Consider the following 12,103-nt stretch of genomic DNA (forward strand, 5'->3'; position numbering starts at 1 on the left):
CAGCCGCCTGACATCGAACACACATCGAACAGAAAGCCAAACTCGGGTCGAGCGCTCCCCGAAACAGCGCCGAATGCCCGTTTCCGGTCCAGCGAAACCGGCCGAAGATTGTCGCGCCCGCATACCGCCGGGTACAGTCGCCGCACTGCTCTGGCAGCCCCTGTTGTCGAGGCGAAAGAGAAGTTGGTGAACGACCGTCACCCGTCGGGGACCCTGACCACCCCGGCCCCGGCTTCCGACGCCTCCGCGGCTCCCCCGGCGTCGTACGGCACCCCGGAAGTCCCCTACGACGACTTCACCACGTACGGCGGCTACGACGCCACCGGTTTCACCAGTGGTTCCGCCGCGGGCCTCACCCCGGACGCGCCCTCCGGCCACTTCCCCGGCGGCACTCATGCCACGGGTGAATATGCCACCGGCCAATGGTACTCCGACGCCGTGCCGGCCCCCGCCTACGGCGCCTACGCGCCCCAGCACCAGGCCGGTTACGACACGGGTGCCTACGACAGCACCGCCTGGACCGTCCCCGCGCAGGCCGCGGGCAACGAGGTGAGCGGCCAGTGGGACGCGGGCGCCTGGCTGCACCCCGACCACTCCGGCACCCCCGTCGCCACACAGCAGTGGGAGTGGGGCACCCAGACCTTCGACACGGGCGCGTACGACGCCACGCAGTGGAACTCCGCCGGGCCGGTCGCGGCGGCGGGCGCCGAACAGGAGGCCGTGCCCTACGAGCAGGGGGCGGCGCCGTACGAGCACGGCGGCATGCCGTTCCAGCAGGACGGTGTGGCGTACGAGCCGGACACCGTACCGTTCGACCAGCAGGAGACCGCGACCTTCGAGGGGTTCGCCGGCCTGGACGGCACCGGTGAACCCGCCGCCGTACCGCACCTGCTGGAGAATCAGCAGGAGCCCGCACCGACTCCGGTCCCTACGGGTGGACGCGCGGGCGCGCGGGCCGGGGCGCGTTCCCGGCGCCGTACCCCCGCGAAGCGCTCCGCGCTGCTGACCATCGCCGTTCCCTCGGCCTGTGTGGTGGGTGTCGCCGGGATCGCGGTGGCCTCCGTCGGCGCCCTGCACGACGACGGATCCACCGAGACCACCGCCTCCGCCTCGGACGCGCACGCGGTCCAGCCGTCGGTCGCCAACAGCAAGCTGGACACCCAGCTCAAGGGGCTGTCGGCGGGCGCCGACGACTTCGCCGACCGGGCGAGCCGCACCCAGGAGCGGATCGACCTCAAGCAGCAGCAGGACCAGGAGAAGAAGAAGGCGGCCGCGGAGGCCGCCCTGAAGGAACGGCTGCGGCCCAAGTTCGTGCTGCCGGTCCTCCAGAAGGGCCTCAGCGCCTACTTCGGCCAGGCCGGCGTCAACTGGATGTCCGTGCACACCGGCATCGACTTCCCCGTCGCCTACGGCACCACGGTGATGGCCGCGACCGACGGCACCGTCGCCACCAAGTGGAACAGCGCCTACGGCAACATGCTGATCCTGACCGCCAAGGACGGCACGCAGACCTGGTACTGCCACCTGTCCCGCTATGTCGTCGCCCCCGGTACGACCGTCAAGGCGGGCCAGCCGATCGCCCACTCCGGCAACTCCGGCAACTCCACCGGCCCGCACCTGCACTTCGAGGTACGGCCCGGGGGCGGGGCGGCGGTCGACCCGCTGCCGTGGCTGCGCAGCCACGGGCTCGACCCCACGTAACCAGGACGTCGAACGAAACCGGAACGTCCGGCTGAGACGGGGCCCCGCCGATGGCGAGGGCCCCTTCCCGCGTCCGCCTAGAGCTTCTCCACCGGCGCGTAGCGCAGCAGCAGCCGCTTCGGCTTGGTGTCGCCGAAGTCGATCGTGGCCTCCGCGTTCGCGCCCGTGCCCTTGACCCCGACGACCGTGCCGAGCCCGAACTGGTCGTGGGTGACCCGGTCCCCGACGGACAGCCCGACCACCGGCTTCTCCGCGGTGCGCCGCGTGGCGAAGCCGGACGCGCCCGAGGCCGAGGAACGCGAACGCGAGGAGGACAGCGAGGCCGCCACCCCGGACGCGGGCCCGGAGGACAGCGGCGCCGTCGCGCCCGTGCGCTTCCAGTCCACATGTGCGGCCGGGATCTCCTCCAGGAAGCGGGAGGGCGGATTGTACGACGGCTGCCCCCAGGCGCTGCGCATCGCGGCCCGCGTGAGGTACAGCCGCTCCCGCGCGCGGGTGATGCCCACGTACGCCAGACGCCGTTCCTCCTCCAGCTCCTTGACCTGCCCGAGGGCGCGCATGTGCGGGAAGACGCCGTCCTCCATGCCGGTCAGGAACACCACCGGGAACTCCAGGCCCTTGGCGGTGTGCAGGGTCATCAGGGTGATGACGCCGTCGCCGTCCTCCCCGTCCGGGATCTGGTCGGAGTCGGCGACCAGGGCGACCTGCTCCAGGAACTCGGCCAGCGTGCCGCCCGTGACGGGGGCGTCCGGCGCCACTTCGCCCTCACCTCGCTCCTGTTCGAACTCCAGCGCGACGGCGGCGAGTTCCTGGAGGTTCTCGATCCGGGTCTCGTCCTGCGGGTCGGTGGAGTTCTGCAACTCCGCCAGATAGCCGGTGCGTTCGAGTATGGCCTCCAGGACCGTGGCCGGTCCGGCTCCGGACTCCACGATGGTGCGCAGGTCCTCCATCAGCGTGTTGAAGCGCTTGACCGCGTTGGTGGAGCGCGCGGCCATGCCGTACGCCTCGTCCACCCGCTTGAGCGCCTGCGGGAAGCTGATCCTCTCCCGCTGGGCGAGGGCGTCGATCATCGCCTCGGCGCGCTCGCCGATGCCCCGCTTGGGCACGTTGAGGATGCGGCGCAGCGGTACCGAGTCCTCGGGGTTGGCGAGGACGCGCAGGTAGGCGAGGACGTCCCGGACCTCCTTGCGCTCGTAGAAGCGGACGCCGCCGACGACCTTGTAGGGCAGGCCGACGCGGATGAAGATCTCTTCGAAGACACGGGACTGGGCGTTGGTCCGGTAGAAGACGGCCACGTCACCGGCGCGCGCCTCGCCCGCGTCCGTGAGGCGGTCTATCTCGTCGGCGACGAACTGGGCCTCGTCGTGCTCGGTGTCGGCGACATAGCCCGTGATCCGTGCACCCTGCCCGGCGTTGGTCCACAGGTTCTTCGGGCGGCGGGACTCGTTGCGCTCGATGACCGCGTTGGCGGCGGACAGGATGGTCTGCGTGGAGCGGTAGTTCTGCTCCAGCAGGATCGTCGTCGCGTCCGGGTAGTCCTCCTCGAACTGGAGGATGTTGCGGATGGTCGCGCCGCGGAAGGCGTAGATCGACTGGTCCGCGTCACCCACGACGCAGAGTTCGGCGGGCGGGACGTCGTACTCGCCGGGGGGTACGTCCGCGTCGTGCCCGGCGGTGCCGACCAGTTCGCGGACGAGTGCGTACTGGGCGTGGTTGGTGTCCTGGTACTCGTCCACCAGGACGTGCCGGAAGCGGCGGCGGTAGTGCTCGGCGACGTCCGGGAAGGCGCGCAGCAGGTTGACCGTCGTCATGATCAGGTCGTCGAAGTCGAGCGCGTTGGCCTCGCGCAGCCGCGACTGGTAGAGCGCGTACGCCTGGGCGAGGGTCTTCTCGAATCCGTCGGCGGCCTGGGCGGCGAAGTCCTCCTCGTCGATCAGCTCGTTCTTCAGATTGCTGATCTTGGCGCTGAAGGACTTGGGCGGGAAGCGCTTGGGGTCGAGGTCCAGGTCGCGGCAGACCAGGGCCATCAGGCGCTTGCTGTCGGCCGCGTCGTAGATCGAGAACGACGACGTGAAGCCGAGCTTCTTGCTCTCCCGGCGCAGGATGCGCACGCACGCGCTGTGGAAGGTCATCACCCACATCGCGCCCGCACGAGGGCCGACGAGCGCCTCGACGCGCTCCTTCATCTCACCCGCGGCCTTGTTGGTGAAGGTGATCGCGAGGATCTGCCCCGGGTGCACATCGCGCTCGGCGAGCAGGTGGGCGATGCGGTGGGTGAGCACACGGGTCTTGCCGGAGCCGGCGCCGGCCACGATGAGCAGCGGGGAGCCGGCGTGCGCGACCGCGGCGCGCTGGTTCTCGTTCAGCCCCTCCAGCAGGGCCGCCGCGTCGAGCGGGGGGCGCGGGGCGCCGTCGCGGTAGTGGGTGTCCCGGTCCGGCGGCACGTCGAACTTCCCGCCGAACAGATCGTCCGGGATCGGCTCCGGAGCATGATCGTCCTCGGGCGGTGGCGCGTGTTCCTCCTCGTGCCCACGCGGGGCCTGGAGATCCGCCAGGAAGCTGTCGTCAAAGAGGCTGCTCATCGCCTTCCGAGTCTAGGGCGCCCCACCGACAACCGGTCCCGCACCCGGAAACCCGAGGGTAAAGCCGGGGAAATCACGGATCCCGCCCCCGGCGCTGTCCCGTCCGGGTGTTTTCGCGCCCCCGCGCGCGTGCCCGCCCCACCCGGCCCGGGACTCTGCCTAGCATCGGGCGCATGTCCGGTCTGCGTACGTGGTGGGCGGGCCGGTCCCCGGCCGCCGGGACCGCCGTGATGGCGACCGGCATCGTGTCGACGGGGCTGCACCTGATCGGCGCCGAGGCCCTCTCCCTGGCGGCGCTGGCGCTGGCGGGCGTCTCCTGGGCGCTGCTGAGCGTCGGTTTCGTACAGCGGCTGCTCCTGGAACGGGGCCGCTGGGCGGCCGAGGCACGCAGCCCCGGGGCGCCGACGGCGGCCGCCGCGACCGCCGTGCTGGCCTCCCGCCTCGCGACCCTGAGCCGGCACCTCCCGGCCGAGGCGCTGCTGGCCCTCGCGACGGTGCTCTGGGCGGTGCTGCTCCCGATCGTGGTACGGCACTGGCAGTCACGTATGCCGGGCGCGGTGTTCCTGTGCTGTGTGGCCACCCAGGGGCTGGTCCTGTCGGCCGCGGCCCTGGCGGCGGCCGAGCGCACGGCCTGGCTCGCGCACACCGCGCTGGTGCTGTTCTGGCTGGGGTTGGTGCTCTACGCCCTCGCCCTGCCCCGCTTCGATGTACGGCAGATGCTGGAGGGGCCCGGGGACCACTGGATCGCGGGCGGGGCGCTCGCCATCTCGGCGCTGGCCGGGGCGGGCCTGCTCGCCGCCGGGGACACGAGCGGGCTGTACCTGTGGAACGAGGACGACCGCGGCACCCTGCTCACGACGACGGTCCTGCTGCTCGCCCTGTCCCTGGCGGCCTACGTCGTGCTGCTGGCCGCCGAGGCGGTCCGCCCCAGGCTCCGCTACGACCAGCACCGGTGGGCGACGGTCTTCCCCCTGGGCATGACGGCCGCGGCGACCCTGTCCGTCGCGACCGCGGCCGGTGTCCCCTGGCTGAGGGTGCCCGGCCACGTGCTGGTCTGGGTGGCGGTGGCGGCCTGGCTCTGGGTGGCCGCCGGCACGGTCACCGCCGCGGTGCGCACGGCCCGCGCCGGGTCCGTCGAGATCAGGTCCAGAGCACCGCGATGAAGACGTTCGTCGCGGTCAGCGCGCCGACCAGCCCGAACTGCGCCTTGTCGATCCGCTCCTCGTCCCGCTTGACGTAGACCAGGCCGAGGATCACGATCAGCAGCGCCAGCTTGATGCCGATCTTTATGGTGTTGATGTGGGCGCCCTGCGCCTGATTGAGCCCGACCAGGGCCACACCGGTGACCAGCATGGTCAGCGCCCCGTGCAGCATCCCGGGCACGAACCGCGCCGTGCCCCGGCCCATCGCCTTCATCTGGGTAAGGAAGCCACCGAGCAACGCGGCGATGCCGATGATGTGCAGGCCGACGAAGAGATGGATGAGTACGTCCATGGAGCGGGAGCCTAATTCGTCGGCATCAGGGCCCAGGACGGCAGGGTGCCGTTCCGGGCCCTCGAACGGTGCGAGCCGGGGCACCGAGCTCCGACTCCGGACCGGCACACCCACCGCCCGTCACCGCCACCTGCGCACACATCCCGCGCGGATGCGGCCCATAGCACCTCACCCCTCTCCCCTCCATCACTTCTCACCCTTCGGTCACCACACTGCGCGAAGGCGACGCCGTGGACCCTCCGGCTCGGTCGCATACGGACACATGCCGCCCCATCAAAGCCATTTCCGCACAGTGCGTTACCAACTCGTCACCGTCCGGCTTAGCTTCCTCCCCCGGGCACCCGGCCCCCGCCGCCGGGTCCCGCATCGGATGTCCCGGCCGTATCGGCCGCATCAGTCGCATCAGTCGTACGAAAGGACGTGACGGCACAGGTGGCAGCGCACCGCAGGCCACGGCAGCACCCGTTCAGGGGCCACACGGCCCGGACCGCGGCCATCCTCGCCATGGCGGGGGCGGCCACCGCGACGGGCTTCGACGGCACCGGACAGGCCGAGCCCCGGCTGACGGCCACGCAGGTGAGGACCGAGGTGGCGACCTTGTACCGGGAGGCCGAGACCGCGACACAGAAATACGACGGCGCCAAGGAGCAGGCGGACGCGGGCGAACGCCGGCTGAACTCGCTGCGCGACGAGGCCGCCCGCAGGACGCGGAAGCTCAACTCCGCCCGGGACGCACTCGGTACCTTCGCCGCCGCGCAGTACCGCTCCGGAGACATCGCCCCCGCCTGGCAACTCGCCCTGTCCAGTGACCCGAACCGCTACCTGGACGACGCCGCCCTCGCCGAACGCGCCGGCGCCCGGCAGGCCGCCGCGGTGTCCCAGGTGCGCCAGCAGCTCCAGGAGATCGAGCGGCTGCGCGGCGCCGCCCGCGTCGAGCTGAAGTCCCTGAAGTCCCACCAGGACGAGCTGCGGCGGCAGAAGGCGTCCGTCACCGGCAAACTGGCCGAGGCTCGAAAGCTGTTGGCCGAGTTGAGCCCGGCGCAGCGCGACCGGGTGACCGGCGGCGGCACCACCGCGGGACACGCCTCCCGGTCGGCAGACGACACCCGGGGGGCACTGGCGCGGGCCGGCACCGCCGCGGCCCCCGACTCCCGCGCTGCGGCGGCCGTCGCCTACGCCTTCACCAAACTCGGCAGCCCCTACGTGTGGGGCGCGACCGGCCCCCACGCCTTCGACTGCTCGGGCCTGGTCCAGGCCGCCTACCGCTCCGCCGGGGTGTCCCTCCCCCGCACCACCTACGCCCAGATCGACGCGGGCCGACGCGTCTCCCGCTCCGAACTGCGCCCCGGCGACCTGGTGTTCTTCTACTCGGGCATCAGCCACGTCGGCCTCTACATCGGCGACGGCCGCATGATCCACGCCCCCAACCCCTCGGCCCCGGTCCGCGTGGCCCCGATCGACCAGATGCCGTTCGCGGGGGCGACGCGGGTGGTGTGAGGGCCCTGCGCGCGGGCCCGGGGCCGGCGGGGATCCGCTGCGCCGGGGTCAGACCAGACGTCGTGCCGTCGCCCAGCGCGTCAGCTCATGCCGGTTGGACAGCTGGAGCTTGCGCAGGACCGCCGAGACGTGGGACTCGACCGTCTTCACCGAGATGAACAGCTGCTTGGCGATCTCCTTGTAGGCGTAGCCCCGGGCGATCAGGCGCAGCACCTCCCGTTCGCGCTGGGTGAGGCGGTCCAGGTCCTCGTCCACGGGCGGGGCGTCGGTGGACGCGAAGGCGTCCAGGACGAACCCGGCCAGCCGCGGGGAGAAGACCGCGTCCCCCTCCTGGACCCGGAAGACCGAGTCCACCAGGTCGGTGCCGGTGATCGTCTTGGTGACATAGCCGCGGGCGCCGCCGCGGATCACCCCGATCACGTCCTCCGCCGCGTCCGACACGGACAGCGCGAGGAAGCGGACCGGTTGCTCGGCGTCCGCCATCAGCGCCGCGCACCGGCGCAGCACCTCGACCCCGCCACCGCCCGGCAGATGGACGTCGAGGAGGACCACCTCGGGCCGGGTCGCGGTGATGACGGTGACCGCCTGGTCGACGTCCGCGGCCTCGCCCACCACCTCCACACCGGTGGTGGCGGTCTGACCGATCTCCGCCTGTACGCCGGTGCGGAACATCCGGTGGTCGTCCACCAGCACCACCCGGACGTGCCGCCCGCCCGCACCGCCGCCGGCGAGCCCGCCGATCGCGGCCGCGTCCGCCGTCTCCGCCGTGCCGTTCGCCTCGGTCGCGTCGCTCATGCCGTCTTCTCCGCCCTCTCCATCTCCAGCTCGACCTCCGTGCCGCTCCCCGGAACCGCCCGTAGCCGGGCCGTACCGCCGTTGCGCTCCATGCGTCCGATGATCGATTCCCTGACGCCCATGCGGTCGGCGGGTATCGAGTCGACATCGAAGCCCGGACCTCGGTCGCGCACGGACACGAACACCGTCCCGCCCTCGACCTCGGCGTAGACCTGCACGGCGCCGCCGACGCCACCGTACTTGGCGGCGTTCACCATCGCCTCGCGCGCGGCCTGCATCTGTGCGGCGATCCGCTCGTCCAACGGGCAGTCGCCGACGACGACCACCTCTATGGGCACCCCGTGCTTGTCCTCGACCTCGGCCGCGTTGCGCCGCACCGCCTCGGCGACCGTGTCCGGCTCGTCGGCCTCGTCCTTGCCCGTCCCCTCCGGCTTGTAGAGCCAGGTGCGCAGATCGCGCTCCTGGGCGCGGGCGAGGCGACGGACCTCGCCCGCGTTGTCCGCGTTGCGCTGGATCAGGGTGAGGGTGTGCAGCACGGAGTCATGGACGTGCGCGGCGACCTCGGCACGCTCCTGGGCACGAATGCGCATCAGCCGCTCCTCGGAGAGGTCCTGGGTCATCCGGACCAGATACGGACCGGCGAGCAGGGTGATCCCGACGAGGACGGCGAGCGCGGCCTGGAGGACGGCCCCGAGGTGGGCGGCCGAACCCTGCAGGACGAAGATCGCCGAGACGCCGGCCGTGACCAGCAGGACACCGGCGGCCGCGCGCACCAGGGTCAGAGTGCGGCGGCGCCGGCCGACCTCGACCCAGCGGGCCCGGCGGGCGTTGTCCGCCTGGCGCCAGACGAGGGCGACACCGGCCGCGACGAGCACGGCGGGCACCAGATACGCCTTGGCCGCGCCGGTCGGGTTGACACTGCCCACGAAGACCGTGGACACGATGACCATGAGGAGCAGCGCGACCATCTGACCGCGGTCCGGCTTGCGGGCCACGAGTCTTCTGCGGCCGCCGGATGTGGTCTCGGCGGTGACCGGGGACGTCTTCTGTCCCCCGACGCCACCGACACCGAGCGGGACGAAGAACCAGAACGCCGCGTACAGCAGCGCGCCGAGGCCGTTGGCCATGAACAGACCGGCGAACGCGAGCCGGACCCAGACGACGGGCAGCCCGAGATGCCCGGCGAGGCCCCGCGCCACTCCGCCGAGCCAGCGTCCGTCGCCGCTGCGGTAGAGCTTGCGCGGCGGCCGCGGGTCGTCGAGTGGCAGGCTTGCGGCTTCCGGCATGGCATCGATGGTCACACGGCCGGCCGTGGCGGGGCATCAGGGTCGGTCCCCGAGACGCCCCTGATCTTCCACGGGGCCGGGCCGGGGCCTCGCTCCCGCACCGGTACCGGCCGGTCCGCGCCGCCCGGACGCCTTCCCCGGCCCGCGTCAGGGCCGATTTCAGGGTTCGCCCAGGGTTGTCCCGGCTGCCGCCGCGCCGCCCCGGCCGTCACCATGGACCCATGACGGATCACGAGCACGCCGCGACGGGTCCGGGACCCGGCGGCCCACGCCCGGCCCCGGGCACCGGGCCGACGGATGCCGCGCCCGCCGCGACGGAGGGAACGGACGCGGCTGCCGACGGCTCCGCCCCCCGCGCGGAACACATGGGGAAGACGGGCGAGGCGGAGAGGACGGATCGCACAGGCACGGCCCCCCGCGCCCACACCGGCGCGCGGGAGGAGGAGCAGCGGCACGGACCGGCGCAGGGACAGGGCCGGGCGCGGAAGGAGGACCCGCCGCAGGGGCCCGCTCCGCAGCCGGGTCCCGTCGATGACGCACCCGACCGGTTCCGGCGCGGGCGCCGGTACAAGATGATCGCGGGCGTGTGCGCGGGGCTCGGCCAGCAGGCCGACATGGACCCGGTGATATTCCGGATCACCCTGGCCGTCCTGTCCGCGACCGGCGGCATCGGTCTCATCTTCTACGGCTTCGTGTGGCTGCTGGTGCCGTACGAGGACGAGGAGGAGAACGAGCTGCGCAAGCTGCTGACCGGCCGGGTCGACGGCCAGGCCCTGGCCGCCGTGCTGTTCGCCCTGGTCGGCTGCGGGACCTTCCTCACCATGCTGAGAAACGGCGGGGCGCTGGCCTTCGCCGCGGTGCTCTCCCTGATGCTCGCCGGTGCCGGCTACTGGTCGCGGCGCCGTGGCGCCCCCGACCCCGACCCGCTGGCCGCGCAGGCCGCCGCCGACGCGCCGCCGGAGGCGCAGGCCCCGCCGGTCGCCATCACCTTCCCCTCCTGGTGGCGGGACCCGATCGTCAAGGACGGCACCCATGTAGGCGGCACCGGCTACCTGTGGGGGCCGGGCGACGCGCGGATGCGCGACGGAGACCTGCTCTCGGTCGTCGACGTCCGCATCGCCGCCCCCTGGACCCACCCCGGCGCGGCGCGACAGCCGCGGCACCCCGCGCCCCCGAAGCCGCGCGGACCGCGCTGGATAGGCGGCCCGGTGTTCCTGCTGGCGGTGCTGGCGGGCGGCCTCGGCTCAGGGCTGACATGGCACACCCGCACCCTGGGGGCCAGCCTTCAGACCGGACTCGCCTGTGCGCTGGCCGTCTTCGGCCTGGGCATCGCGGTCAGCTCCTTCCTGGGCCGCACCGGTGCCGGGACGGTGTTCCTGGCGATCGTCACGGCGGCTCTGCTCGGCGGGGCGGCGGCGATGCCCCGGGACATCACCACGCGCTGGCGGGAGACGTCCTGGACACCCGGCGCCGCGGCTCAGGTCCGGCCGGCGTACGAGCTGGGCACGGGCCGGGGCACTCTCGACCTGACCCGGGTACACCCGGCCGAGGGACGGACCGTCGGCACGGACGCCCACATCGGGGCGGGCCTGCTGAAGGTGATCGTGCCGGCCGACGCGACCGTGCGGCTGAACATCGATGTGGGCGTGGGCGACATCAAGTTGCCGGGAGGGAACGGAAAGGACGTGGACGTGCGGCCGCGACGGCACAGGGACGTGACCCTGGCACCGGTCAAGGGCGGCAAGGACGGCGGCACCCTGGACCTCACCCTCGGGGTAGGGGCAGGAGAGGTGGAGGTGAACCGTGCTGCGCCATGAGTTCCGGCCGGGGAAGCTGGTCGCCGGGTTGTTCCTCGCCGCCACCGGGGTGGTGTACGCCGGGGACGCGTGCGGCCTGTGGAAGACCCCGTGGTTCGCGATCGTCCCGCTGGTGGTGGGCGGACTGTGCCTGGCCGGTGCCACGGCGACACTCAGCCGGTCGATACGCGGGCGGGGCGGGACCGAGCGGGGATAGGCTCCGGGCGGCCTCCGGGACCGCCGGGAGGCCGAGCACCCGGCGGCTTCCGGAAGGCCGGAGGCTCACCGCGGCCTTCCGGTCCGCGACCCCCGTCCAGCCCCGAAGCACCGGCACCGGCACCGGCACCGGCGTGTCCTGCCCGCTCGATCCCCTACAGGTATCCGAGCGACCGCTGCCGCCCCCGGGCACGCCATGCGGCGTCCAGCGAGAGGTACGGCGCGCCGGCCAGGACCAGCGGCAGCCAGGCCATCAGGTAGGCGAGGTCGTTGCCGTAGTAGTAGGGGGTCGTGGCCCAGCTCATGGTCAGCCACAGACTGAGGGAGATCAGCGCGCCTCCCAGTGCGGCGAGGCGGCCGAGCAGTCCGAGGAGGGTGGCGAGACCGACGGCCAGCTCACCGAGGGCGATGGCGTAGCCGAAGCCGACCGGGCTCTTCAGGGCGAGGTCGATCAGGGCGGGGAGGGCGGCGGTGCCACGGGCCGCGTGCATGGTGTCGCCGATCGAGCCGGCGCCGGCGGCCTTCATGAAGGTGCTGTCGGTGAGCTTGTCCAGGCCCGCGTAGAGGAAGGTGACGCCGAGGAAGGCACGCAGGGGCAGCAGGGCGTAGTGGGCGGCGGTGTCCCGCCAGCCGTCCCGGCTGTCCAGCCTGCCGGTGCGTGTGTCCATCCGAAGACCGGTCATCCTGCCTGCCGCCTCTCGCCCGTTGTCCCCGCCGTACCTGCCCGTTCTCCCGA

The 12,103-nt window shown here is 72.6% G+C and carries 10 protein-coding genes; 5 read left to right on the top strand and 5 right to left on the bottom strand.

The window, feature by feature from the left end; genetic code table 11:
• The first annotated feature begins 186 nt into the window (after positions 1–186).
• Complete coding sequence (locus VT52_RS07895; RefSeq protein WP_046417835.1) at positions 187–1,701, top strand: M23 family metallopeptidase; 1,515 nt, start codon at positions 187–189, stop codon at positions 1,699–1,701.
• 77 nt (positions 1,702–1,778) lie between these two features.
• Here the strand turns inward: VT52_RS07895 and pcrA are convergent, their stop codons facing one another.
• Positions 1,779–4,283 carry a DNA helicase PcrA gene (pcrA, locus tag VT52_RS07900; protein WP_046417833.1) on the bottom strand — a complete coding sequence of 835 codons (2,505 nt, stop codon included), beginning with the start codon at positions 4,281–4,283 and terminating at the stop codon, positions 1,779–1,781.
• A gap of 173 nt (positions 4,284–4,456) precedes the next feature.
• Here pcrA and VT52_RS07905 point away from each other — a divergent pair, with 173 nt between their 5' ends.
• The gene (locus VT52_RS07905) at positions 4,457–5,446 is read left to right on the top strand and encodes a tellurite resistance/C4-dicarboxylate transporter family protein (protein ID WP_046417831.1); all 990 of its coding nucleotides are present in this window, start codon (positions 4,457–4,459) and stop codon (positions 5,444–5,446) included.
• On the opposite strand, the gene VT52_RS07910 is transcribed toward VT52_RS07905, so the two are convergent.
• The gene (locus tag VT52_RS07910) at positions 5,424–5,777 is read right to left on the bottom strand and encodes a hypothetical protein (RefSeq protein WP_046417827.1); all 354 of its coding nucleotides are present in this window, start codon (positions 5,775–5,777) and stop codon (positions 5,424–5,426) included. The genes VT52_RS07905 and VT52_RS07910 overlap by 23 nt on opposite strands.
• Before the next feature lie 432 nt (positions 5,778–6,209).
• Between VT52_RS07910 and VT52_RS07915 the strand changes: the two genes are divergently transcribed.
• Positions 6,210–7,274, top strand: coding sequence for a C40 family peptidase (locus VT52_RS07915; RefSeq protein WP_046417826.1), 1,065 nt, complete (start codon positions 6,210–6,212; stop codon positions 7,272–7,274).
• Between the two features lie 48 nt (positions 7,275–7,322).
• Here the strand turns inward: VT52_RS07915 and VT52_RS07920 are convergent, their stop codons facing one another.
• Both VT52_RS07920 and VT52_RS07925 read right to left on the bottom strand, forming a co-directional pair.
• Entirely contained in the window at positions 7,323–8,069 is a 747-nt protein-coding gene (locus VT52_RS07920; protein WP_046417825.1) for a LuxR C-terminal-related transcriptional regulator, read from the bottom strand.
• The gene (locus VT52_RS07925) at positions 8,066–9,355 is read right to left on the bottom strand and encodes an ATP-binding protein (RefSeq protein WP_046417940.1); all 1,290 of its coding nucleotides are present in this window, start codon (positions 9,353–9,355) and stop codon (positions 8,066–8,068) included. Before VT52_RS07925 ends, VT52_RS07920 begins: the two co-directional genes overlap by 4 nt.
• A gap of 221 nt (positions 9,356–9,576) precedes the next feature.
• Between VT52_RS07925 and VT52_RS07930 the strand changes: the two genes are divergently transcribed.
• Together VT52_RS07930 and VT52_RS07935 are read left to right on the top strand one after the other, a co-directional pair.
• Positions 9,577–11,172, top strand: coding sequence for a PspC domain-containing protein (locus VT52_RS07930; RefSeq protein ID WP_206306460.1), 1,596 nt, complete (start codon positions 9,577–9,579; stop codon positions 11,170–11,172).
• A complete protein-coding gene (locus VT52_RS07935; protein WP_046417822.1) occupies positions 11,159–11,368 on the top strand; it encodes a hypothetical protein in 210 nt (69 codons plus the stop codon). Before VT52_RS07930 ends, VT52_RS07935 begins: the two co-directional genes overlap by 14 nt.
• Positions 11,369–11,522: 154 nt before the next feature.
• Here the strand turns inward: VT52_RS07935 and VT52_RS07940 are convergent, their stop codons facing one another.
• Positions 11,523–12,035 carry a DoxX family membrane protein gene (locus VT52_RS07940; protein ID WP_046417820.1) on the bottom strand — a complete coding sequence of 171 codons (513 nt, stop codon included), beginning with the start codon at positions 12,033–12,035 and terminating at the stop codon, positions 11,523–11,525.
• Positions 12,036–12,103: the final 68 nt, after the last annotated feature.

The sequence above is a fragment of the Streptomyces malaysiense genome (genome assembly GCF_000980885.2).
In the GTDB taxonomy this organism is placed as follows: domain Bacteria; phylum Actinomycetota; class Actinomycetes; order Streptomycetales; family Streptomycetaceae; genus Streptomyces; species Streptomyces malaysiense.